The sequence below is a fragment of the Pseudomonas sp. BE134 genome, from assembly GCF_031456105.1.
Lineage (GTDB): Bacteria > Pseudomonadota > Gammaproteobacteria > Pseudomonadales > Pseudomonadaceae > Aquipseudomonas.
In genome coordinates this window covers 43,698-64,680 of record NZ_JAVDUA010000002.1, presented here as the reverse complement: position 1 = coordinate 64,680, position 20,983 = coordinate 43,698, and the positions used below count along the sequence as shown (strand labels likewise).

The 20,983-nt window shown below is 59.3% G+C and carries 25 protein-coding genes; 10 read left to right on the top strand and 15 right to left on the bottom strand.

Annotated features, from left to right (window positions below):
* Positions 1 to 89 precede the first annotated feature (89 nt).
* From rsmD to J2Y56_RS02355, 3 genes are read right to left on the bottom strand one after another with little or no spacing between them, the layout of a single operon-like run.
* The gene (gene rsmD, locus J2Y56_RS02365) at positions 90 to 698 is read right to left on the bottom strand and encodes a 16S rRNA (guanine(966)-N(2))-methyltransferase RsmD (RefSeq protein ID WP_007945521.1); all 609 of its coding nucleotides are present in this window, start codon (positions 696 to 698) and stop codon (positions 90 to 92) included.
* The gene (locus J2Y56_RS02360) at positions 698 to 2,188 is read right to left on the bottom strand and encodes a pitrilysin family protein (RefSeq protein ID WP_310348450.1); all 1,491 of its coding nucleotides are present in this window, start codon (positions 2,186 to 2,188) and stop codon (positions 698 to 700) included. The genes rsmD and J2Y56_RS02360 overlap by 1 nt, the downstream gene beginning before the upstream one ends.
* Positions 2,181 to 3,536, bottom strand: coding sequence for a pitrilysin family protein (locus J2Y56_RS02355; protein WP_007945518.1), 1,356 nt, complete (start codon positions 3,534 to 3,536; stop codon positions 2,181 to 2,183). Before J2Y56_RS02355 ends, J2Y56_RS02360 begins: the two co-directional genes overlap by 8 nt.
* Positions 3,537 to 3,879: 343 nt before the next feature.
* Between J2Y56_RS02355 and ftsY the strand changes: the two genes are divergently transcribed.
* The 4 genes from ftsY (at position 3,880) to rpoH (ending at position 8,125) form a co-directional block, all read left to right on the top strand.
* A complete protein-coding gene (gene ftsY / locus J2Y56_RS02350; protein WP_310348449.1) occupies positions 3,880 to 5,469 on the top strand; it encodes a signal recognition particle-docking protein FtsY in 1,590 nt (529 codons plus the stop codon).
* A complete protein-coding gene (gene ftsE / locus J2Y56_RS02345; RefSeq protein ID WP_007945516.1) occupies positions 5,466 to 6,137 on the top strand; it encodes a cell division ATP-binding protein FtsE in 672 nt (223 codons plus the stop codon). Before ftsY ends, ftsE begins: the two co-directional genes overlap by 4 nt.
* Positions 6,134 to 7,156 (top strand): permease-like cell division protein FtsX, encoded by a 1,023-nt coding sequence (ftsX, locus tag J2Y56_RS02340; protein ID WP_007945515.1) that lies wholly within the window; start codon positions 6,134 to 6,136, stop codon positions 7,154 to 7,156. The genes ftsE and ftsX overlap by 4 nt, the downstream gene beginning before the upstream one ends.
* 114 nt (positions 7,157 to 7,270) lie before the next feature.
* On the top strand, positions 7,271 to 8,125 hold the full coding sequence (gene rpoH / locus J2Y56_RS02335) for an RNA polymerase sigma factor RpoH (protein WP_007897890.1): 855 nt from the start codon (positions 7,271 to 7,273) through the stop codon (positions 8,123 to 8,125).
* 189 nt (positions 8,126 to 8,314) lie between these two features.
* Here rpoH and mtgA read toward each other — a convergent pair whose 3' ends face one another.
* On the bottom strand, positions 8,315 to 9,037 hold the full coding sequence (gene mtgA, locus J2Y56_RS02325) for a monofunctional biosynthetic peptidoglycan transglycosylase (protein WP_007945514.1): 723 nt from the start codon (positions 9,035 to 9,037) through the stop codon (positions 8,315 to 8,317).
* A gap of 74 nt (positions 9,038 to 9,111) precedes the next feature.
* On the opposite strand from mtgA, the gene J2Y56_RS02320 reads away from it, so the two are divergent.
* The 4 genes from J2Y56_RS02320 (at position 9,112) to trmB (ending at position 11,354) form a co-directional block, all read left to right on the top strand.
* A complete protein-coding gene (locus tag J2Y56_RS02320) occupies positions 9,112 to 9,492 on the top strand; it encodes a DUF423 domain-containing protein (RefSeq protein WP_007945513.1) in 381 nt (126 codons plus the stop codon).
* 71 nt (positions 9,493 to 9,563) lie between these two features.
* Complete coding sequence (gene thiS, locus J2Y56_RS02315) at positions 9,564 to 9,764, top strand: sulfur carrier protein ThiS (RefSeq protein WP_162131643.1); 201 nt, start codon at positions 9,564 to 9,566, stop codon at positions 9,762 to 9,764.
* A 60-nt stretch (positions 9,765 to 9,824) separates the two neighbouring features.
* Entirely contained in the window at positions 9,825 to 10,619 is a 795-nt protein-coding gene (locus J2Y56_RS02310; protein WP_007945511.1) for a thiazole synthase, read from the top strand.
* A 9-nt stretch (positions 10,620 to 10,628) separates the two neighbouring features.
* The gene (trmB, locus tag J2Y56_RS02305; RefSeq protein ID WP_007945510.1) at positions 10,629 to 11,354 is read left to right on the top strand and encodes a tRNA (guanosine(46)-N7)-methyltransferase TrmB; all 726 of its coding nucleotides are present in this window, start codon (positions 10,629 to 10,631) and stop codon (positions 11,352 to 11,354) included.
* 132 nt (positions 11,355 to 11,486) lie between these two features.
* Here trmB and J2Y56_RS02300 read toward each other — a convergent pair whose 3' ends face one another.
* From J2Y56_RS02300 to J2Y56_RS02255, 10 genes are all read right to left on the bottom strand, one after another.
* Positions 11,487 to 11,810, bottom strand: a complete 324-nt coding sequence (locus J2Y56_RS02300) for a DUF3392 domain-containing protein (RefSeq protein WP_007945509.1) — start codon at positions 11,808 to 11,810, stop codon at positions 11,487 to 11,489.
* A gap of 22 nt (positions 11,811 to 11,832) precedes the next feature.
* Entirely contained in the window at positions 11,833 to 13,038 is a 1,206-nt protein-coding gene (gene hemW / locus J2Y56_RS02295) for a radical SAM family heme chaperone HemW (protein WP_310348438.1), read from the bottom strand.
* Positions 13,035 to 13,631, bottom strand: coding sequence for an RdgB/HAM1 family non-canonical purine NTP pyrophosphatase (rdgB, locus tag J2Y56_RS02290; RefSeq protein WP_007945506.1), 597 nt, complete (start codon positions 13,629 to 13,631; stop codon positions 13,035 to 13,037). The genes hemW and rdgB overlap by 4 nt, the downstream gene beginning before the upstream one ends.
* On the bottom strand, positions 13,628 to 14,062 hold the full coding sequence (locus J2Y56_RS02285; RefSeq protein ID WP_007945505.1) for a DUF4426 domain-containing protein: 435 nt from the start codon (positions 14,060 to 14,062) through the stop codon (positions 13,628 to 13,630). The genes rdgB and J2Y56_RS02285 overlap by 4 nt, the downstream gene beginning before the upstream one ends.
* A 26-nt stretch (positions 14,063 to 14,088) precedes the next feature.
* The gene (gene metW / locus J2Y56_RS02280; protein ID WP_007945504.1) at positions 14,089 to 14,709 is read right to left on the bottom strand and encodes a methionine biosynthesis protein MetW; all 621 of its coding nucleotides are present in this window, start codon (positions 14,707 to 14,709) and stop codon (positions 14,089 to 14,091) included.
* A gap of 7 nt (positions 14,710 to 14,716) precedes the next feature.
* Positions 14,717 to 15,859, bottom strand: coding sequence for a homoserine O-acetyltransferase (locus J2Y56_RS02275; RefSeq protein ID WP_310348435.1), 1,143 nt, complete (start codon positions 15,857 to 15,859; stop codon positions 14,717 to 14,719).
* A 178-nt stretch (positions 15,860 to 16,037) separates the two neighbouring features.
* Entirely contained in the window at positions 16,038 to 16,328 is a 291-nt protein-coding gene (locus J2Y56_RS02270) for a DUF167 domain-containing protein (RefSeq protein WP_007945502.1), read from the bottom strand.
* The gene (locus tag J2Y56_RS02265; protein WP_007945501.1) at positions 16,328 to 16,915 is read right to left on the bottom strand and encodes a YggT family protein; all 588 of its coding nucleotides are present in this window, start codon (positions 16,913 to 16,915) and stop codon (positions 16,328 to 16,330) included. The genes J2Y56_RS02270 and J2Y56_RS02265 overlap by 1 nt, the downstream gene beginning before the upstream one ends.
* A 24-nt stretch (positions 16,916 to 16,939) precedes the next feature.
* Positions 16,940 to 17,758, bottom strand: coding sequence for a pyrroline-5-carboxylate reductase (proC, locus tag J2Y56_RS02260; protein ID WP_007945500.1), 819 nt, complete (start codon positions 17,756 to 17,758; stop codon positions 16,940 to 16,942).
* Between the two features lie 24 nt (positions 17,759 to 17,782).
* Positions 17,783 to 18,469 carry a YggS family pyridoxal phosphate-dependent enzyme gene (locus J2Y56_RS02255; protein WP_007945499.1) on the bottom strand — a complete coding sequence of 229 codons (687 nt, stop codon included), beginning with the start codon at positions 18,467 to 18,469 and terminating at the stop codon, positions 17,783 to 17,785.
* A gap of 57 nt (positions 18,470 to 18,526) precedes the next feature.
* Here J2Y56_RS02255 and J2Y56_RS02250 point away from each other — a divergent pair, with 57 nt between their 5' ends.
* Complete coding sequence (locus tag J2Y56_RS02250; RefSeq protein ID WP_310348431.1) at positions 18,527 to 19,561, top strand: type IV pilus twitching motility protein PilT; 1,035 nt, start codon at positions 18,527 to 18,529, stop codon at positions 19,559 to 19,561.
* 116 nt (positions 19,562 to 19,677) lie between these two features.
* Here the strand turns inward: J2Y56_RS02250 and J2Y56_RS02245 are convergent, their stop codons facing one another.
* Positions 19,678 to 20,295 carry a C40 family peptidase gene (locus J2Y56_RS02245; RefSeq protein WP_310348649.1) on the bottom strand — a complete coding sequence of 206 codons (618 nt, stop codon included), beginning with the start codon at positions 20,293 to 20,295 and terminating at the stop codon, positions 19,678 to 19,680.
* 250 nt (positions 20,296 to 20,545) lie between these two features.
* Between J2Y56_RS02245 and J2Y56_RS02240 the strand changes: the two genes are divergently transcribed.
* A complete protein-coding gene (locus J2Y56_RS02240) occupies positions 20,546 to 20,965 on the top strand; it encodes a TM2 domain-containing protein (protein ID WP_007945496.1) in 420 nt (139 codons plus the stop codon).
* Positions 20,966 to 20,983 lie beyond the last annotated feature (18 nt).

Sequence of the window (20,983 nt, the reverse complement as noted above, 5' to 3'; positions counted from 1 at the left end):
AAACCACTGTGGAGATTTGGACGAGGCTGTTGGCGGTAACTATTTATCGCACTTGATTCGTTGTTTCAGACCATGGGGCTATGACGGTTTCAGCTCTCCAGCGGGTTGCGTTGCCACAACGCATAGTAAACCCGCCCGGATTTCTGCTCCCGGTGCAGCCGCCAGTTGCCTGGCAAACCGAGTGACGACGGCGCGTTTTCGCTTTCAGTGTAGATCCAGGCCTCGTCGGCCAGCCACTGACGCTCTTCCAGCAGGGTGCAGACGCTCGGCAACAGGTTCTGGTTGAACGGCGGGTCGAGGAACACCAGGTCGTAGGCAGTGGCTGTCTGGGTTTCCAGGTAGCGCAGGGCATCGGCGGTCTGGATCTGGCCGGTGGTGCAGCGCAGTGTGCCCAGATGTTCCTTGATGCTGGCGACCGCGATGTTGCTGGCGTCCAGCGCCTGGCCCATGGCGGCGCCACGGGACAGGGCTTCCAGAAACAGTGCGCCGCTGCCGGCGAACGGGTCCAGCACCTTGGCGCCCGCGACATAAGGCGCGAGCCAGTTGAACAGGGTTTCACGCACCCGGTCTGGTGTCGGGCGCAAGCCCGGGGCATCCGGGAAGCTCAGCTTTCGGCTGCCCCATTCGCCGCCAATGATGCGCAGTTGATTCACGCCGTTATGAACGTTGTGAACAGGTTTTTTTGGACGCGTGGCCATTAATGCTCCGGAACCCCGAGCGGCTGCTCGGCAGGTTTATCAGATGGGGCCGGTAACGGCTTTTGTGGCACGGTCGGGCCAGCGCTGACGATGACCATTTTATCCGTGCTCAAGTGTTTGTTCAGTGCGGTTTTGACTTGTTCGACGGTCAGGCTCTGGGACTGGCGCATGAAATCATCCAGATAGCTAAGCGGCAGGTTGTAGAAGCCCATGGCGCCCAACTGGCCGACGATATCGGCGTTGCTGGCTGTGGACAGCGGGAAGCTGCCGGCCAGTTCACGCTTGGCGTCATCGAGTTCTTTTTGTGTCGGGCCGGTTTTAAGGTAGTCGGCCAGCACGTCCTGCACCAGTTTCAGCGTGCCTTCGCTCATTTCGGCGCGGGTCTGCAGGTTGATCATGAACGGGCCGCGCGCCTGCATCGGGGTGAAACCCGAGTACACGCCGTATGCCAGGCCACGTTTCTCGCGCACTTCGCTCATCAGGCGGGTGCCGAAGCCACCGCCGCCGAGGATCTGGTTGCCCATGGACAGGGCGGCGTAGTCTGGATCGTCACGGTCGATGCCCAGTTGCGCGAGCATCAGGTTGGTTTGCTTGGACGGGAACTCGATGTGGCCGACGCTGGCTTTGGGTTCTTCCGGCGGTGCGATCTTCGCCAGTGCCGGGCCTTTTGGCAGTGCGCTGGAGACCTGCGCGGCAATCGCCTCGGCCTCGGCGCGGGACAGGTCACCGACCAGTGCAATCACCACGTTGCCAGCTGCATAGGCTTTCTCGTGGAATGCCTTTAACTGAGCCTGGGTGATCGCCGGGACGGATTTCGCCGTACCGTCACTGGCATGCGCGTAAGGGTGATCGCCGTACAAACGGTTCATCAGCTCCAGACTCGCCAGTTTGCCGGGGTTTTGCTTCTGGTATTCGAAACCGGCAAGCATCTGGTTCTTGATGCGTGCAAAGGAGTCGGCCGGGAAGGTTGGTTTGCCAATGACTTCAGAGAACAACTTCAGGGCCGGCTCACGCTTGTCCGCGGCGCTGAGGCTACGCAAGGAAACCAGCGCCATGTCTTTGAACGCACCGTTGCCAAAGTCAGCACCCAGGCCTTCGAAGCCTTCGGCGATGGCGCCGGCATCTTTGCCGGCCACCCCTTCGTTGAGCATCGCGTTGGTCAACATGGCAAGGCCCGCTGCCTCGCCATCCTGGCTGCTGCCGGCGGCGAAGATCAGGCGCATGTCGAACATCGGCAGTTCGCGGGCTTCGACGAACATCACCTTGGCGCCTTCGGCGGTGGTCCAGGTCTGTACGTCAAGGGCGCGGTGGCTCGGTGCCTTGCCGTCAAGTTCTGCCAGCGATTGCAGCTTCTGGCTGGACTTGGCTTTGTCCAGTGCTTCGCTGGCCTTGGAGTCACTGCTTCGGGACAGGTAGAAAGTCGCAGAGCCGATCAGTGCGACAGCGATCAAGCCGACCAAGGCCAGACGTGGTTTTTTACGCTCACTCATGAGTCGTCTCCAGTGGCAGTACATGGGCGACGCTGAGACGTTCGCGGGTGAAATACAGCTTGGCGGCATTCTGGATGTCTTGCGGCGTTACGCTTTGCAGGTCGGCAAGTTCAGTGTCCATCAGCTTCCACGACAGGCCGACCGTTTCCAGTTGGCCGATGGAAGTGGCCTGGCTGGTGATCGAGTCGCGCTGGAAGACCAGGCCGGCAATCACTTGAGCCCTCACGCGTTCCAGCTCTTCGGCGGACGGTGGGGTGGATTTCAGCTGTTCGAGTAGCTTCCACAGACCGGCTTCAGCCTGGGCCATGGTTTTGTTTTTCTGGGTGTTGGGTGAAGCCGACAAGGTGAACAGGCTGTCGCCGCGGGTGTAGGCGTCATAGCTTGACGAGCCGCCAGACACCAGTTCTTCACCACGTTCCAGTTGCGTCGGGATGCGACCGCTGTAACCGCCGTCGAGCAGGGCCGAGATCAGGCGCAAGGCGTTTACCGAGCGTTTGTCTTCGGAGGTGGCGATGCTCGGCACGTTGAAGCCCAGCATCAGGCTCGGCAATTGGGTTTGCACATGCAGGGTGATGAGGCGTTCGCCAGGTTCGGCCAGTTCCAGCGGAATTTTCGCCGGGGGAACATCGCGTTTGGCGATGGGGCCGAAGTAACGCTGGGCCAAGGCTTTGACCTCGTCCGGGGTGACGTCACCGACCACCACCAGCGTGGCGTTGTTCGGCGCGTACCAGGATTGATACCAGTGGCGCAGTTCTTCGACTTTCATGCGGTCCAGGTCGACCATCCAGCCGATGGTCGGCGTGTGGTAACCACTGGCCGGGTATGCCATCGCCTTGAAGCGTTCGTAGGCCTTGGACATCGGCTTGTCGTCGGTGCGCAGGCGACGTTCTTCTTTAATGACTTCGATTTCGCGGGCGAACTCGTCAGCCGGCAAACGCAGGCTGGCCATGCGGTCTGCTTCCAGTTCGAAGGCCACACCCAGACGATCGCGGGCCAGCACCTGATAGTAAGCCGTGAAGTCGTCGCTGGTGAATGCGTTCTCTTCAGCGCCGAGATCGCGCAGGATCAGCGAGGCTTCACCGGGGCCGACTTTCTCGCTGCCTTTGAACATCATGTGTTCGAGGGCATGGGAAAGACCGGTCTGACCCGGTGTTTCGTAGCTGGAACCGACCTTGTACCAGACCTGGGAAACCACCACCGGCGCACGATGGTCTTCGCGCACGATAACCTTCAGGCCGTTATCGAGAGTGAATTCGTGGGTGGGTTGTGGGTCGGCAGCGAAGGCTGAAAATGGCAGACAAACTGTGCTGAGCAGCAGGCCTGCAGCGCGGCGGGCTAGAGCATTCATTCGTTTTTAAACCTGTTGGGCTGCCCGCTTGGTCTTAGCGTCAGCGGGCGAGAGGGTGCTAGGATAACGGTCCGTTTTACTGGCGGCCACGCCTATCAGGCCTTTGATCGGTCTGCAGGTTGTTTGGGTTTGCGGCGCACGCTTTGAGTTTGACAGCTAAACTCTGTGTTTTCGCCGACGATGCCGTTCCAGTCCTTCGAATTAGTCGACCTTTGAGTTGCGATTTGCACCTCGACAAAATGTTGCGCGTGAACAAGCTGGGTCAATCGCAGTCTGTTCTGCATCGAATATTTATTTGCCGGGGCGCCTTTGGCGCGTCGCTACCGTGAGATAGCCGTCCTCCATGTTTGGTTCCAACGACGACAAGAAAGCCCCAGCTGCGGCTGGCGAGAAGAAAAGCCTGTTCGGATGGCTGCGCAAAAAGCCGCAGGAACCCGTCGTCGAACAGCCACAGCCACTTCCTGAGCCCACGCCGGCGCCGGTTATAGATGAAGAGCTCGCGCCAATTGTGTTGCCCATCGCCGAGCCGGCGCTGCAACCCGTTGTCGAGCCTGATCCTGTCGCCGAAGTCGTTGCCAAGGCCTCACTGACACCGATTGCCGAACCCTGGTTGACGCTGCCGGTGGCCGAAGAGCCAGTGGCACTCGTTGAAGATGAATTGGCGCCGCACATTACGCCGCCGATTCCTGCTCCGGCCGCGTTTGTGCCTGAGCCCGTTCAGGTTCATGTGGTTGAGCCGGTTGTAGCGCCAGTCGTGGTGGCTGCGCCTGAACCGGTTGTAGCGCCAGTCGTCGTGGCTGAGCTTGAGCCGGTTGCTGCGCCAGTCGTTGTGGCCGAGCCTAAACCGGTTGTTGCAGAACCTGTGGTTCCTGCTTTCATTGCTCCGGTTGCTCCGGTTGCTCCGGTTGCTCCGGTTGCTCCGGTTGTGCAAGCACCAGCACCAGCACCTGTCGTCGCATCCGTCGAAACGCCCGACGAACCGCCGCGTACAGAAGAATCCAAAACCGGTTTCTTCGCCCGCCTCAAGCAAGGCCTGTCCAAGACCAGCGCCAGCATCGGTGAAGGCATGGCCAGCCTGTTTCTGGGCAGAAAGGCCATCGATGACGAACTGCTTGAAGACCTCGAAACCCGTCTGCTGACCGCCGACGTTGGCGTCGAAGCAACGTCAGTCATTATCCAGCGCCTGACCCAAAAGGTCGCGCGCAAGGAACTGGCCGATGCCGATGCACTGTACAAATCCCTGCAAGCCGAACTGGCCGCCATGCTCAAGCCAGTCGAGCAACCGCTGAAAATCACCTCGCAGAATAAGCCCTTCGTGATTCTCGTGGTGGGCGTCAACGGCGCCGGCAAGACCACCACCATCGGCAAACTGGCGAAGAAGCTGCAACTCGAAGGCAAGAAAGTCATGCTCGCGGCCGGTGACACCTTCCGCGCAGCAGCGGTCGAGCAATTGCAGGTCTGGGGTGAGCGCAACAAGATCCCGGTCATCGCCCAGCACACCGGCGCCGACTCGGCATCGGTTATCTTTGACGCCGTTCAGGCGGCCAAGGCCCGTGGCATCGATGTACTGATTGCCGACACCGCCGGTCGTCTGCACACCAAAGACAACTTGATGGAAGAGCTGAAAAAAGTTCGCCGGGTCATCGGCAAGCTCGATGCCGACGCGCCGCACGAAGTGCTATTGGTACTCGATGCCGGCACCGGCCAGAACGCCATCAACCAGGCCAAACAATTCAACCAGACCGTCGAACTGACTGGCCTGGCGCTGACCAAGCTCGACGGCACCGCCAAGGGTGGGGTGATTTTCGCCCTGGCCAAGCAGTTTGGCCTGCCGATTCGCTACATCGGCGTCGGTGAAGGCATCGACGATTTGCGTACTTTTGAAGCAGAACCCTTTGTCCAGGCATTGTTTGCCGAGCGGGAGCGTTCATGATTCGTTTCGAACAGGTCGGTAAACGCTACCCGAACGGTCACGTCGGCTTGCATGAGCTGAGCTTTCGAGTCCGTCGGGGCGAATTCTTGTTTGTAACCGGGCATTCCGGCGCAGGTAAAAGCACCTTGTTGCGACTGCTGCTGGCGATGGAGCGTCCAACCACTGGCAAATTGCTGTTGGCCGGCCAGGACCTCGCGACCATCAGCAGCGCGCAGATTCCTTATCTTCGCCGGCAGATCGGCGTGGTGTTCCAGAATCACCAGTTGTTGTTCGATCGCACGGTGTTCAACAACGTTGCGCTACCCTTGCAGATCCTTGGCCTGTCGAAGGCCGAGATCGTCAAACGCGTGGATTCGGCCCTTGAGCGCGTGGCGCTTTCGGACAAAACCGATTTGTACCCGGGTGACTTGTCCACCGGTCAGCAACAGCGCGTCGGCATCGCCCGCGCCATCGTTCATCGGCCGGCCTTGCTGCTGGCGGACGAACCGACCGGTAACCTCGACCCGCGTCTGGCCGCTGAAATCATGGGCGTGTTCGAAGACATCAATCGCCTGGGCACCAGTGTGCTGATCGCCAGTCACGACCTGGCGCTGATCGCCCGTATGCGTCACCGCATGCTGACGCTGCAACGTGGTCGATTGATTGGCGACGGGGAGGCTGCCGAATGAGCGCGACACGCAGCCCCAAAGTTTCCGAACGTGTAGCCCCGAAAGCTGCCGATCCGCAACCGCAGAAGAAAAAACACGACGATGACGACGGCCCGGACTTCGCCACGTTGTTCCGCGCCTGGGTCGAAAGCCACCGTGCGAGCCTTCTGGATAGCTTGCGTCGCCTGGGAAAACAGCCGATCGGCAGTTTTTTCACCTGCATGGTGATGGCCGTTGCGCTGAGTTTGCCGATGGGCCTGTCACTTTTGCTGAGCAACGTCGAGCGGCTTGGCGGCTCCTGGCAGCGTGCGGCGCAAATTTCCCTGTACCTGCAATTGGAGGCCAGCCCTGCTGAGGGCGAGTCGCTGCGCGAGCAGATCAAAGGCATGCCAGGCGTCGCTGATGCGCAATATGTCGGTCGCGACCAAGCGCTGGAGGAATTTCAGCAGCAGTCCGGTTTGGGCGATGCGCTCAAGGAATTGCCGGAAAACCCGTTGCCGGGCGTGGTTCTGGTGACCCCGAAGGAGGTCGACAAGCTCGCGCTTGAAGCATTAAGACAAAAACTTTCCGAGCTGCCGAAGGTACAACAGGCGCAACTTGATCTAGTCTGGGTCGAGCGTCTGGCCGCCATCCTCAAGCTGGGCGACCGTTTTGTCTTCGGTCTGACCGTGCTGCTGGTTTCTGCATTACTTTTGGTGATAGGCAATACCATTCGTCTTCATATTGAAAACCGCCGCACAGAGATAGAAGTGATTAAACTCGTCGGCGGCACGGACAGCTATGTGCGCAGGCCCTTTTTGTACATGGGCGCGCTTTATGGCTTCGGTGCGGGGATGCTGTCCTGGGGTGTATTGGCGTTTGGCTTGAACTGGCTGAACGACGCCGTGGTTGGACTGGCCGGTTTGTACGGCAGTGATTTTGCGCTGGCCGGAGTGCCAGTTGCCGACGGTCTGTCTCTCTTGCTTGGCGCGGTGCTGTTGGGGTATATCGGTGCATGGATTGCAGTCGCACGCCACCTGAGGGAGCTTGCGCCTAAGTAGCATCATTTTGCTCGTATTGACCTTTCAGCGTTTATGGGAACTTGTTTTTCGGTTTCCGGTCAATTTTCGCAGTGCTGAACTGCACGAGTTTGTAAAAGTGGGAGGTTTTTTCGTATGACCAATTCTTTGCAACCTGCATATGCTCTGGTCCCGGGTGCGAACCTGGAGGCCTATGTGCACACCGTGAACAGCATTCCATTGCTGACGCCGGAGCAGGAGCGTGAACTGGCCGAGAGTCTCTATTATGAGCAGGATTTGGGGGCGGCTCGGCAGATGGTGCTCGCCCACCTGCGTTTTGTCGTACATATCGCCCGTAGCTATTCCGGTTATGGCCTGGCTCAGGCTGACCTGATCCAGGAAGGCAACGTCGGCCTGATGAAGGCGGTCAAGCGCTTCAACCCGGAAATGGGTGTGCGTCTGGTTTCGTTCGCGGTGCACTGGATCAAGGCGGAAATCCACGAGTTTATCCTGCGCAACTGGCGCATCGTGAAAGTCGCGACCACCAAGGCCCAGCGCAAGTTGTTCTTCAACCTGCGCAGCCAGAAGAAGCGTCTGGCGTGGTTGAACAACGAGGAAGTCCACCGTGTGGCGGAAAGCCTCGGCGTAGAGCCGCGGGAAGTGCGAGAGATGGAAAGTCGCCTGACCGGCCATGACATGGCCTTCGACCCGGCCGCGGAAGCGGACGACGACAGTGCTTTCCAGTCGCCAGCCAACTATCTGGAAGACCACCGGTACGACCCGGCCCGTCAACTGGAAGATGCTGACTGGAGCGACAACTCCAACCACAACCTGCACGAAGCACTGGAAGTGCTGGACGACCGCAGCCGTGACATCCTTTATCAGCGCTGGTTGGCTGAAGAGAAAGCCACGCTGCACGATCTGGCGCAGAAGTACAACGTGTCGGCCGAGCGTATCCGTCAGCTTGAGAAGAGCGCGATGAACAAGCTCAAGTTGTCGATAGCGGCATAACCTGCGAACCGGCATAAAAAACGCCCCGATCATTGATCGGGGCGTTTTTGTTTGTGCCCGGTTTTCTGCAACACCACAAAACTAATGTGGGAGCGGGCTTGCTCGCGAAAGCGGTGTGTCATTCAGCATAAATGTTGACTGATACACCGCTTTCGCGAGCAGGCTCGCTCCCACAGGGGATTTGCGGTGTTACTGGGACCAAGGTGCCCGGCGCGAATCGTTGAGGCCAACCAGATAGCTTTCCCCACCCAACTGACTCATCTGCCGCCGAATCCACCCGGCCCGTCGTGCGACGTAGTTGGTCGGATGGCTCGCGCTCCACACTCGCGGGTTGGGCAAGACGGCGGCCAGCAAGCTCGATTGCTGACGGCTCAGACTTTTAGCACTCACACCGAAGTGATGCCGTGCCGCAGCCTCTGCCCCAAACACCCCGTCATCCCACTCAACGCTGTTGAGATACACCTCAAGAATCCGCTGCTTAGGCCAGATCACTTCGATCAGCGCGGTAAACCAGGCCTCCAGACCTTTGCGCAACCAACTGCGGCCAGACCACAGGAACAGATTCTTCGAGACTTGCTGGCTCAGTGTGCTGGCACCGCGAATCGATCCGCCCAGTTCGTTGTGAGCCAGTGCCGCCTGAATCGCGTGGAAGTCAAAACCCCAGTGCTCCGGGAATTTCTGATCTTCACCCGCAATCACCGCGAGTTTCAGGTCGTCGGAGATTTCATCCCACGGCTTCCAGGTGCGCTGCAGATCAATCGGCTCGCCGTCGAACCAGGATTCGATCTTGCGCTCGACCATCAACGCTGTTCCCGGCGGCGGCACAAAGCGAAAGATCAGCACCAGCAATACGCTGCCACCGGCGAACCAGAGCACGGCCTTTGTGAATCGACGCAAATATATACGCAGCATAGAGATGGCTTGGCCGAACCCGTTGAGCGGGCCATTATACAGACCCTGTTGATCGAGTCTGACTGGAGTTTTTCATGCTGCGTGGCTTTTTGATGCTGGCCGCTTTCTTCGGTTTCACCGGCGTTGCCCTCGGCGCGTTCGCCGCTCATGGCCTGAAAAACCGCCTGACCCCCGAGTACCTGGCGATTTTCCACACGGGCGTCACCTACCAACTGGTGCACACCCTGGCATTGCTGGGCGTGGCGCTGCTGGCTACGCAGATTCCAGGGCGTCTGGTCACGTGGGCAGGCGCCTCGTTTGCCATTGGTATCCTGCTGTTCTCCGGCAGCCTGTACTTGCTGACCCTGACCGGTGTCAGCAAACTCGGAATCGTCACACCTTTTGGTGGTTTGGCATTCCTGATCGGCTGGCTTTGCCTGGGCCTTGCCGCCTGGCGCTTGCCGCTTACCGCTTGACGCTTGTTGCTGACCTTTAGGTCATGATCGGGCTAGAATGCCAGCCCCTAAAAATGATGGCGGCATTCGGTATGCGCATTCAGTTGAACGGCGAATCCCTTGAACTGCCCAACGGTGAAACCGTTGCGGCCCTGCTGACCCGTCTGGAACTGACCGGACGCCGGGTGGCGGTTGAGCTCAATCTGGATATCGTCCCGCGCAGTCAGCATGCCGACACCACGCTGAACGACGGCGACACCGTCGAAGTCGTCCACGCCATCGGCGGCGGCTAGCCGTGCAGTCCGCAAGGGCACAGAATTCTGCAAGAACCTCACTCCTACAGAGGATTTCCCATGAGCATCGTTCGTAGCGACAAGCCTTTCGTCCTGGCCGGTCGTACTTACCAGTCGCGTTTGCTGGTAGGCACCGGCAAGTACCGTGACATGGAAGAAACCCGCCTGGCCATCGAAGCCTCGGGTGCCGAAATTGTCACCTTCGCCGTGCGCCGCACCAATCTGGGCCAGAACCAGGGCGAACCGAACCTGCTGGATTTCCTGTCGCCGGATCGCTACACCTTCCTGCCGAACACTGCCGGTTGCTACGACGCTATCGAAGCCGTGCGCACCTGTCGCCTGGCTCGTGAGCTGCTCGATGGTCACAACCTGGTGAAGCTGGAAGTGCTGGCGGACCAGAAAACCCTGTTCCCCAACGTGATCGAAACCCTCAAGGCCGCTGAATCGCTGGTCAAGGAAGGTTTTGATGTGATGGTCTACACCAGCGATGACCCGATCATTGCTCGCCAACTGGCGGAAATCGGCTGCATCGCGGTCATGCCGCTGGCGGGTCTGATCGGTTCGGGCCTGGGGATCTGCAACCCGTACAACCTGCAGATCATCCTCGAAGAAGCCAAGATCCCGGTGCTGGTGGATGCCGGTGTCGGTACCGCTTCCGACGCCACCATCGCCATGGAGCTGGGGTGTGACGCAGTGCTGATGAACTCGGCCATCGCCCACGCCCAGCAGCCGATCATGATGGCTGAAGCCATGAAGCACGCCATTGTCGCGGGCCGCCTGGCTTACCTCGCCGGCCGCATGCCGAAAAAACTCTATGCCAGCGCCTCCTCGCCGCTGGATGGTCTGATCAAGTAAGAGCCATTGATGACTGAATCAAACGACACGCCAATCCAGACGGAAGAAGGCGAAGAGCGCCAACACCGCCGCATCAAGAGTTTCGTGATGCGCGCCGGGCGCATGACTGAAGGCCAGCAAAAAGGCCTGGAGCAGGGCACGCCGCTGTTCGTGCTGCCGCTGGCCGATGCGCCGGTGGACTTCGATCAGGTGTTCGGCCGTTCGGCGCCGCGCTCGCTGGAAATCGGTTTCGGCATGGGCCATTCGCTGCTGGAAATGGCAGCGGCCTCGCCAGAGCAGGATTTCATTGGTGTGGAAGTTCACCGTCCAGGTGTCGGCGCGCTGCTCAATGGCGTGCTGACTCAGGGCCTGACCAACCTGCGGGTCTACGATTGCGACGCGATTGAAGTGCTCAATCGCTGCATCGCTGACAACAGCCTTGATCGCCTGATGCTGTTTTTCCCTGATCCGTGGCACAAGAGCCGTCACCACAAGCGTCGTATCGTTCAGGCATCTTTTGCTGAACTGGTGCGCAGCAAGTTGAAGGTCGGCGGTGTATTGCACATGGCCACCGACTGGGAACCGTACGCCGAGTACATGCTGGAAGTGATGAACGTCGCCCCGGGCTATCGCAACCTCGCCGAAGACGGCAAGTGCGTCCCGCGTCCGACCGAGCGCCCGATCACCAAGTTCGAACGCCGCGGCGAACGACTTGGGCATGGCGTGTGGGATCTGAAGTTCGAAAAACAGTCCTAAAGCCCTACGCAATTCCCGCTGTGGGAGCGAGCCTGCTCGCGAAAGCGGTCTGACATTCAAAGAAGATTTTGAATGTTATGGCCTCTTCGCGAGCAGGCTCGCTCCCACATTTGTTTTGGGGTGTGTTCGAAGTTAGCGGCGGTCGGCGACGACGCCAATGAGCACCAGCACCACCAACAACACCGGCGCCAGGCTGTAGTTGTTGAACTGGCCCAGGCCTTTGACGATCCACGGTGTGGCGTAGATCAACGCGGCGCCACTGCCGATCAGGCACAGCAGGGCCATCAGCGGGACGCGCAAGGCGCCGGCAATGCTGCCCAGGCGCTGCTCGACCCAGCCTTTGAAATCCGAACCGAACAGCACCAGCAGACAGCCCACCAAGGCCAGGGCGATTTCCGATAAGTTGCTGCGGCTCCAGCGGGACACCGTGGCGAGCAGGTCGAGTATCAAATCCATTCGTTTTTCCTTAGGGCTGAAATCAGCTCAGAAATTTTTGCAGCAAGTCATTGAGAAACAACTGTCCGCGCTCGGTGGCCGCCAGACGTGACGGTTCGACCTGCAACAAGCCACTTTGTTCGGCGTCGCGGCGGTGTTCGGCGAGGCTTTCCAGGGGCATCCCGGTGCGCTCCGGATAAAGCCGCGATTCGACGCCATCGGTCAGGCGCAGCGCGTTCATCAGGAACTCGAACGGCATCTCATCGTTGGTCAGCGCTTTCTCGCCAGCCTTGAAGCTTTTCGCCGGGTTGAGGTAATCCTTGGGCAATCGGGTCTTCCAGGTGCGCACGATGCGCCCGTCAGGATGACTGAGCTTGCCGTGGGCACCGGCGCCAATGCCGATGAAGTCGCCGAAGCTCCAGTAATTGAGGTTATGCCGCGCCGGACGACCAGGCTGGGCGTAAGCCGAGACTTCATATTGCGCGTAACCGTGTTCGGCGAGCAGCGCCTGACCCGCTTCCTGAATGTCCCACAACGTGTCGTCTTCCGGCAGCGTTGGCGGCTGGTTCCAGAACACCGTGTTCGGCTCCAGCGTCAGCTGATACCAGGACAGGTGGGTCGGCTTCAAGGCGATGGCCTGGCGCAGGTCGCTCAGCGCATCGTCCAGCGACTGGTCGGGCAACCCATGCATCAAGTCCAGGTTGAAATTATCGAACCCGGCCCTGCGCGCCATGCCGGCGGCACGAACCGCTTCGTCACCGTTGTGAATCCGGCCCAATGCCTTGAGTTTCTCTTCCTGAAAACTCTGGATGCCGATCGACAGGCGATTGATGCCCAGGGCGCGGTAAGCGACAAACTTCTCTTGTTCGAACGTCCCCGGATTGGCTTCCAGGGTGATTTCGATGTCGCTGGCAAACGGAATGCGCTGTTCGACTCCTTTGAGCAAACGGCCCAAGGCTTCGGCACTGAACAGGCTTGGTGTGCCGCCACCAAAGAAAATCGAACTCAGCTCACGACCATATACCGCGTGCAGATCCTGATCGAGGTCTGCCAGCAGCGCGTCGACGTACTCTTCTTCCGGCAGCACCGGGCTGGCGGTGTGGGAGTTGAAGTCGCAATAAGGGCATTTGCGCACACACCACGGGATGTGGATGTACAGCGCCAGGGGTGGCAACACGGGCAGTGCCGCTCTTGGCGATTGGGCGTCGCCGCCGAATATCAGCGGTGACGCAGATGAGTCGTGGATCATTTCAGGCCCAGACGCTGGCGCAGCAGTTCCATTGCACGGGCGCGGTGACTGATGACGTTCTTGTCGCTCGGGCTCAGCTCTGCGCTGGAGCAATCGCGCTCCGGTACCCAGAACAGCGGATCGTAACCAAACCCGTGCTCGCCACTGGCGGCCGGCAGGATACGCCCGTGCCACAGGCCTTCGCAGAGAATGGGTAATGGATCTTCAGCGTGACGCACCAGCGCCAGGACGCAGACGAACTGCGCGCCGCGCTCGGCTTCTGGCACGTCTTTCAACGCGTCGAGCAGCTTGGCGTTGTTCGCCGCATCACCCTGACCATCCGCATAACGAGCCGAATAGATGCCCGGCGCACCACCGAGGAAATCCACCGCCAGCCCTGAGTCGTCAGCCAGCGCCGGCAAGCCGGAAATGCGCGCGGCATTGCGGGCCTTGAGAATGGCGTTTTCGACAAACGACAGGCCGGTTTCTTCAGGCTCGACCTGACTGAACTCGCCGATCGAGCGCAGTTGCACCGAGTGGCCAAGCATCGCCTGGAGCTCTTTGAGTTTGCCGGCGTTGTGGCTGGCCAGTACGAGCTGTGTAAAGTTGATCATTCGCCGGGGAAAATCTCTTGGTTGAAATTGATGGTGTTGATTTTGTCGCCGATCTGCACCTTGATGTCGAAGGTGCGGATTTCCGTCTGGGGCACCGGATACTGAGCGATGTAATAGATAGCGCCCTTTTCGGTGATTTGTCTGAAGTTCAACGGCACGATTTGGCTGGTCAGATCCTTGACTGTGCCGCTGACCTGCGCCATCAGGGGTTTGCCGTCCTTGATCACCGAAACGTTGATCATACCCAGATTCTTGCTACGCGCCTGCTCGACGGATTTGGCGATGTCCGGTGTCAGGAACGTTGAGTTGAAGGTGTTGTAGTACACCGTCACATCACCAAATGTTTGCTCGCGCTTGGCATTGATCGTGTCAGCGGCAAAAGCGGTGACGCTCAGGCAGGCAGTGAGTAAAAACAGCGCTAGACGAACCATGATCGTTCTCCTCGGAGTGGGGCGGGTCAGACCGCGACCTTGTGGTCTGCAAGTCCTGGGCTGCTGACGCGATAAATACCGATCTCGCCTAACAGATTAGGCCATAGCTTGCTGGCCCACCCGTGCCGATGCTGTTGATCCACGGCCAGCCGATCAATGACCTTGGCCTCACGTTTGAGGCACAAGGCTTCAAAGTCCGCAAAAGTGCAGAAGTGGATGTTCGGCGTGTTGTACCAGGTGTACGGCAGGAACTCGGAAACCGGCATCCGGCCCTTGCTCGCCAGGTACCAGCGGCAGCGCCAGTGACCGAAGTTGGGAAAGGTGATGATGCACTGGCGGCCGACCCGCAGCATTTCATCGAGGATCTTGTCCGGGTAATGCACCGCTTGCAGCGCCTGGGTCATGACCACGACGTCGAAGCTGTTGCTGGCAAAATTGCCCAGGCCCTTGTCCAGGTCCTGCTCGATGACGTTGATGCCCTTGGCCACGCATTCGGCGATGTTGTCCGGGTCGTTTTCCAGGCCATAGCCAGTCACTTGCTTGTTGTCGCGCAGCCAGGTCAGCAGTTCGCCATCACCGCAGCCGAGGTCGAGCACGCGGCTGCCGGCGGGGATCCATTCCTGGATGATTTCCAGATCAGCTCTCATGGCTTTCTCACAACGTAATGCGGTTCATGTAACTGCTGAATGCCTGCAAGTAACGCGGGATCGGCATCAGGAAGGCATCGTGGCCTTGCGGAGCATCGATCTCGAGGTAGCAGACGTCTTTCTTGGCGGCCATCAACGCGTCCACCAGTTCCCGCGAACGGGCAGGGGAGAAGCGCCAGTCGGTGGTGAACGACATTACGCAGAACTTGGCTTTCACGTGGGTGAAGGTCTTTGCCAGGTCATCGTCGAAGTTGGCTGCCGGGTCGAAATAGTCCAGCGCCTTGGTCATCAGCAAATAAGTATTGGCGTCGAAGCGCCCGGAGAACTCTTCGCCCTGATAACGCAAGTAGCTTTCGACCTGAAATTCGACGCTGTGGAAGTCGTAGTTGAGCTTTTCCCTTTTGATGAGGCCTCGGCCGAATTTCTCGCCCATGGAGTCATCGGACAGGTAGGTGATGTGCCCGACCATCCGCGCCAGCATCAAGCCGCGCTTGGGGATTACACCCGCTTCCTGAAACGAACCGCTGTGGAACTCGGGGTCGGTGAGGATCGCCTGGCGTGCCACTTCGTTGAAGGCGATGTTTTGCGCTGACAACTTGGGGGCCGAGGCGATGGCCAGGCAGTGCCGGATGCGCTCCGGGTAGGTGATGCTCCATTGCATCGCTTGCATGCCACCAAGGCTGCCGCCAATCACGGCAGCCCATTGGCTGATGCCGATGCGGTCCGCCAGGCGCGCCTGGCTGTGCACCCAGTCTTCCACGGTCAGCACCGGGAAGTCGGCGCCGAACGGCTTGCCGGTGTCCGGGTTGGTGCTGCTCGGGCCCGTAGAGCCGTTACAACCGCCGAGGTTGTTCAGGCTGACCACGAAGAACTTGTTGGTGTCGATCGGTTTGCCGGGGCCGATGCAACTGTCCCACCAACCCGGTTTGCGGTCGTCGGGGCTGTGGTAGCCGGCAGCGTGATGATGACCGGACAGTGCGTGGCAAATCAGCACGGCGTTGTTCGCCGTGGTGTTCAGCGTGCCGTAGGTTTCATAGATCAGGTCATACGCTGGAAGCGAACGCCCGCAGGCCAAGGCCAGGGGTTCGCTGAAGTGCGCCACTTGCGGCGTCACCAGACCAACAGAATCGGGGGGAAAGGCAGTTGGCATCGACCCTGCTCTCGTTGAAATGAGGCGTAAGTCTAAAGACCGCTGCCCCTAGCAGCAAGCGACTACCCATGATCGTTCCCACGCTCTGCGTGGGAATGCCTCATTTGACGCTCCGCGTCTGCTTCGGCAGTGACGCGGAGCGTCACAGGCTGCATTCCCACGCGGAGCGTGGGAACGATCAAGGTAGGGTCAATCCGGGTAATTCAGGCAGCTTCTTCGGCGAACAAATCCGCACCCGTTTCTGCCGGTTCAACTCGCCGCTGATCAAACTGACCTGGCTCTTGGATACCCCAAAGGCCTTGGCCAGAAACGCCATCAGATACGCATTGGCCTTGCCTTCAACCGGCGGCGCGGTCAGGCGGATCTTCAGGCGATCCCCGTGCAGCCCGCAGAAATCATCGCTGCGGGCTGCCGGTTGCAGGTGACACTCCAGAATCAGGTCGTCACCGTCCCAGCGAAAGTAACTCATCAGATCAGGCCGAGCAGCCCTTGCGGCATGAAGGCGAAGTGCGCAAGGCGCGGGATCAGCCAGCTCTGCAGCAACTGGATCACGATGAACGCGAAGATCGGCGAAATATCGAGACCGCCCAGGTTCGGGATGATCCGGCGGAACGGCGCGAGTACCGGTTCAGTAATCTGCCCGACCAGTTCGGCGCCCGGGTTGTGGCTGCCCGGGGCGACCCAGGACAGAATCACGCTGATGATCATTGCATAGAACAGAATGTTCAAAAACAGCGAGAACAGCGCGATCAGAGCCCACGGCACCAACAGCAACCAATCGACCATGAAGCCCTTGAGCGCCAGGATCACGGCGATCAGCACCATCTGCACGATCAGCGCCAGCACCAGCGACGACATGTCCAGCCCGAACATGCTTGGGATGACCCGACGCAGGGGCTTGAGCAGTGGTTGTGTGGCTTTGACGATGAACTGGCAGAGCGGGTTGTAAAAATTCGCCCGAACCAGTTGCAGGATAAAACGCATCAGTACGATCAGCAGGTACAGGCTGCCAAGGGTTTTAATGATGAAAATGGCAGCGTCATTGAGTCCGAGCATCTTTGATTCCTTTGTAAGAGCTGATTAGCGACCGAGTTGCTCAGCCATCTCGGCCGAGCGATGCGCGGCGGCGCCGAGTGCTGTTTCGACCAGGGCTTCGAAGCCTCCGGCCTGGAACGACTTGATCGCGGCTTCCGTGGTGCCCGCAGGCGACGTTACACGACGACGCAGTTCGGCGGCATCGACATCGCTGGCGACCGCCATGTGCGCGGCGCCCAACGCTGTTTGCAAGGTCAGTTGCGCGGCGATGTCCGCTGGCAGGCCGAGTTTCACGCCGGCGGCGGTCATGGCTTCAATCAGCAGGAAGAAATAGGCCGGGCCGCTGCCGGAAACGGCGGTGACCGCGTCCAGTTGCTGCTCTTCGTTCAGCCACAGTGCGAGGCCCACCGCCGACAGCAGCTCTTGAGCTTGCTGGCGTTGATCAGCGGTCACTTGAGCTGTGGCGAACAGGCCGCTCACGCCCTGACGCAGCAGCGCCGGGGTGTTGGGCATGCAGCGCACAATCGGCTGGGCGCCGAGCCAGTTGTTCATGCTGGCGCAGGTAATGCCGGCGGCAATCGACACCACCAGTTGATGGGGCTTGAGGCTCGGGCGAATCGCTTCGCACACGGTTTTCATCGCCTGGGGTTTGACCGCCAATACGACGACGTCGGCGTCTTGAATGGCGTCGGCGTTGTCGGCGAAGACTTCGATGCCGTGTTCGGCAGCCACCTTGGTGCGGGTTTCAACACCCGGATCGCTGGCGCGGATTTGCGAAGCGTCCAGACCTTTGGCGCGCAGGCCGCCGATCAGGCTGGCGGCCATGTTGCCGGCACCGATAAAGGCAATACGAGTTTTGCTCATGTCAGGTCCTTAGAAAGAAAGTGGTCAAGGCTGTCCGTAATCACGGGCGCCAAACAAGGCCGTACCAATACGGACCCAAGTGGCGCCTTGGGCAATAGCCGACTCAAGGTCATGGCTCATGCCCATGGAAAGTGTGTCGAGCGGCAGGTTCAGGCTGGCTTGCAGGCTTTGCACGGCAGCAAATGCGGCATCCTGTTCGGCGCGATCATCCGTCGGCTCGGGGATCGCCATCAACCCGCGCAACGTGAGGCGTGGCAATTCACTGATGGCATTGGCCAGCGCCGGCAGGTCGGCCGGGGTGCAGCCGGATTTGCTGGCTTCACCGCTGACATTGACCTGAATGCAGATGTTCAGTGGCGGCAAATCGGCTGGCCGTTGTTCGGACAGGCGTTGTGCGATTTTCAAACGATCCACGGAATGCACCCAAGCGAAGTGCTCGGCGATAGCGCGAGTCTTGTTCGATTGAATGGGGCCGATGAAGTGCCAGATCAAGGGCAGGTCGGCCAATTCGAGCTGTTTGCCCAAGGCCTCCTGCAGGTAGTTCTCGCCAAAGTCGCGCAAGCCGGCGGCGTACGCTTCACGCAGGGCCTTGGCGGGTTTTGTCTTGCTCACGGCCAGCAACTGAACGCTGTGCTCATCGCGCCGGGCTGCCAGGGCGGCGGCACGGATGCGTGAACTTACCTGAGCAATGTTGTCTGCTATCGTGGACATTCAATGTGCGCCAGCGGTCTGAAGGTTGGCGGCATTCTACTGGAATTGAGGGGCGCTATGGATATCACTGAGCTGCTGGCATTCAGCGCTAAACAGGGCGCATCCGACCTGCACCTGTCCGCCGGGCTGCCCCCGATGATCCGCGTCGACGGCGATGTGCGACGCATCAACGTGCCGGCCCTGGACCACAAACAGGTGCAAGCGCTGATCTACGACATCATGAACGACACCCAGCGGGTGGACTTCGAGAAACACCTGGAAACCGACTTTTCCTTTGAAGTGCCCGGTGTGGCGCGTTTCCGGGTCAATGCCTTTCACCAGAATCGTGGCGCAGGCGCCGTGTTCCGTACCATTCCATCGAAGGTCCTGAGCATGGACGACCTCGGCATGGGCGAGGTGTTTCGCAAGATGACCGACGCGCCACGCGGGCTGGTGCTGGTGACCGGCCCGACCGGTTCCGGCAAGTCCACCACCCTGGCGGCAATGATCGATTACCTGAACAACCATCGCCATCACCACATCCTCACCATCGAAGACCCGATCGAGTTCGTCCACGAATCGCGCAAATGCCTGATCAACCAGCGCGAAGTGCATCGCGATACGCGCAGCTTTGCGACCGCCTTGCGCTCGGCGCTGCGCGAAGACCCGGACGTGATCCTGGTGGGGGAGATGCGTGACCTGGAGACCATTCGCCTGGCGCTGACCGCCGCCGAGACCGGGCACCTGGTGTTTGGCACGCTGCACACAACCTCTGCTGCAAAAACCATCGACCGGGTGGTGGATGTGTTTCCGGGGGATGAGAAGTCGATGGTGCGGTCGATGCTGTCCGAGTCGTTACTGGCGGTGGTGTCGCAGACTTTGGTGAAGAAGATCGGAGGAGGGCGGATTGCGGCGCACGAGATCATGCTCGGAACATCGGCGATTCGTAACCTGATCCGTGAAGACAAGGTTGCGCAGATGTACTCGTCGATTCAGACCGGTGGGAATCTGGGGATGCAGACGCTGGATATGTGCTTGAAGGAGCTGGTGACCAAGGGCTTGATCAGTCGCGAGCATGCGCGGGAGAAGGCGCGGTCGCCGGATAACTTCTGAGGATTGGAATTCAGGCCTGTCGATCGTTCCCACGCGCTGCGTGAAAATGCCTCAATGGACGCTCTGCGTCCGCTGTTGGGACGCGGAGTGTCCCGGGTCAGGCCCGGGATTTCAAATCAGCGCTGAACGACGCGCATCTGATTCTGTTCTTTAGGCAGAACCCGCTTGGCAACCACGTAGTGTTTTTCCCAGTACGGCTTTTTCAGCGTATCGATGCTCACCGACTTGCCACGGCGTGGTGCGTGGATGAAGCGGTCGTTGCCCAGGTAGATGGCAACATGATTGACTCGACGGCTCTTGAGCTTGAAGAAAATCAGGTCGCCCGGCCTCAGGTCCTCGCGATCCACTTCTTCGCCATGACCTTTGGCCATGGCGTTGGAGGTGCGCGGCAGGTCAAACGTAGCGTCGTTGAACGCATATTTCACCAGACCACTGCAGTCGAACCCTTTACTTGGGCTGCTGCCACCCCAACGATACGGAGTACCGAGGACGTTGACGGCGCGACTCAGCACGTTGCTGCTTTCCTTGCTCGCCATTGGCGGAACAAGTTTGCTGTTGTCGCTCAGCTGGATCGATTTTTTAGCAGTTTGTTTGTTTTTGCTCGAAGGAGCAGAAACATGGGATTTTGGGGTGTAACCATTAACGTTTGGAAGACGTTGCTCACGATTGGTGGCGTGGGCGGCCAGTGGCATCAAAAGGCAAATGGTTAGCCATGTCTTGAAAAATGGACGCATTAGGCAGGGCTCGTATGTATGAACGCGCAACTTTATAACAGCTTTTTTTGCCCTTCCGAGGCCGTTGGTCGATTCAACATGGGGGGTAATGGAACCAATCAAGCGGCAGATTGACGCAATTGTCGGACAGAAGTCAGGTGCTATAAGGCTTTGGCAGGAGTCACACAAGCATTTGCCATACGTCGGCAACCGGTAAAAAAGTCACAAAGATTTAAAGAATATTTATCTATCGTGTGAGTCGAGGTCCTTAATGAACAGCTATCAGCAGTCCGCCACGCATCAAGATACGCACAGCAAAGTGATTGGTTATCTGCTGTGGATTTTCGGATTTACCGGCGCTCACCGCTTCTATTACGGCAAGCCGGTGACGGGGACGATCTGGTTCTTCACCTTCGGTTTGCTGGGGATTGGCTGGCTGATCGACCTGTTTCTGATCCCGGCAATGGACCGCGAAGCTGACTTTCGGTTCACCGCAGGGCCTATCGAGTACAACGTGGCGTGGATTCTGCTGACGTTTCTCGGGGTGTTCGGCGTCCACCGGATGTATCAGGGGAAGTGGATCAGCGGGTTGCTGTACCTGGTGACGGGCGGGTTGTTCTTTGTCGGGGTGCTGTATGACTTCTGGACGCTGAATGACCAGGTTTCGCTGCGTAACGCCCAGAGTCGTTGATGATCGTTCCCACGCTCT

Bases quoted from the DNA above. Each gene is read 5' to 3' on its own strand.
- ftsX (WP_007945515.1), top strand. From the start codon at position 6,134: ATGAGCGCGACACGCAGCCCCAAAGTTTCCGAACGTGTAGCCCCGAAA.
- ftsE (WP_007945516.1), top strand. From the start codon at position 5,466: ATGATTCGTTTCGAACAGGTCGGTAAACGCTACCCGAACGGTCACGTC.
- rdgB (WP_007945506.1), bottom strand. From the start codon at position 13,631: ATGATCAACTTTACACAGCTCGTACTGGCCAGCCACAACGCCGGCAAA.
- J2Y56_RS02255 (WP_007945499.1), bottom strand. From the start codon at position 18,469: ATGTCCACGATAGCAGACAACATTGCTCAGGTAAGTTCACGCATCCGT.
- J2Y56_RS02355 (WP_007945518.1), bottom strand. From the start codon at position 3,536: ATGAATGCTCTAGCCCGCCGCGCTGCAGGCCTGCTGCTCAGCACAGTT.
- J2Y56_RS02245 (WP_310348649.1), bottom strand. From the start codon at position 20,295: ATGCGTCCATTTTTCAAGACATGGCTAACCATTTGCCTTTTGATGCCA.
- trmB (WP_007945510.1), top strand. From the start codon at position 10,629: ATGACTGAATCAAACGACACGCCAATCCAGACGGAAGAAGGCGAAGAG.
- rpoH (WP_007897890.1), top strand. From the start codon at position 7,271: ATGACCAATTCTTTGCAACCTGCATATGCTCTGGTCCCGGGTGCGAAC.
- J2Y56_RS02285 (WP_007945505.1), bottom strand. From the start codon at position 14,062: ATGGTTCGTCTAGCGCTGTTTTTACTCACTGCCTGCCTGAGCGTCACC.
- thiS (WP_162131643.1), top strand. From the start codon at position 9,564: ATGCGCATTCAGTTGAACGGCGAATCCCTTGAACTGCCCAACGGTGAA.
- J2Y56_RS02300 (WP_007945509.1), bottom strand. From the start codon at position 11,810: ATGGATTTGATACTCGACCTGCTCGCCACGGTGTCCCGCTGGAGCCGC.
- ftsY (WP_310348449.1), top strand. From the start codon at position 3,880: ATGTTTGGTTCCAACGACGACAAGAAAGCCCCAGCTGCGGCTGGCGAG.
- J2Y56_RS02270 (WP_007945502.1), bottom strand. From the start codon at position 16,328: ATGAGTTACTTTCGCTGGGACGGTGACGACCTGATTCTGGAGTGTCAC.
- J2Y56_RS02265 (WP_007945501.1), bottom strand. From the start codon at position 16,915: ATGCTCGGACTCAATGACGCTGCCATTTTCATCATTAAAACCCTTGGC.
- metW (WP_007945504.1), bottom strand. From the start codon at position 14,709: ATGAGAGCTGATCTGGAAATCATCCAGGAATGGATCCCCGCCGGCAGC.
- hemW (WP_310348438.1), bottom strand. From the start codon at position 13,038: ATGATCCACGACTCATCTGCGTCACCGCTGATATTCGGCGGCGACGCC.
- J2Y56_RS02275 (WP_310348435.1), bottom strand. From the start codon at position 15,859: ATGCCAACTGCCTTTCCCCCCGATTCTGTTGGTCTGGTGACGCCGCAA.
- J2Y56_RS02360 (WP_310348450.1), bottom strand. From the start codon at position 2,188: ATGAGTGAGCGTAAAAAACCACGTCTGGCCTTGGTCGGCTTGATCGCT.
- J2Y56_RS02320 (WP_007945513.1), top strand. From the start codon at position 9,112: ATGCTGCGTGGCTTTTTGATGCTGGCCGCTTTCTTCGGTTTCACCGGC.
- J2Y56_RS02310 (WP_007945511.1), top strand. From the start codon at position 9,825: ATGAGCATCGTTCGTAGCGACAAGCCTTTCGTCCTGGCCGGTCGTACT.
- J2Y56_RS02250 (WP_310348431.1), top strand. From the start codon at position 18,527: ATGGATATCACTGAGCTGCTGGCATTCAGCGCTAAACAGGGCGCATCC.
- mtgA (WP_007945514.1), bottom strand. From the start codon at position 9,037: ATGCTGCGTATATATTTGCGTCGATTCACAAAGGCCGTGCTCTGGTTC.
- proC (WP_007945500.1), bottom strand. From the start codon at position 17,758: ATGAGCAAAACTCGTATTGCCTTTATCGGTGCCGGCAACATGGCCGCC.
- J2Y56_RS02240 (WP_007945496.1), top strand. From the start codon at position 20,546: ATGAACAGCTATCAGCAGTCCGCCACGCATCAAGATACGCACAGCAAA.
- rsmD (WP_007945521.1), bottom strand. From the start codon at position 698: ATGGCCACGCGTCCAAAAAAACCTGTTCACAACGTTCATAACGGCGTG.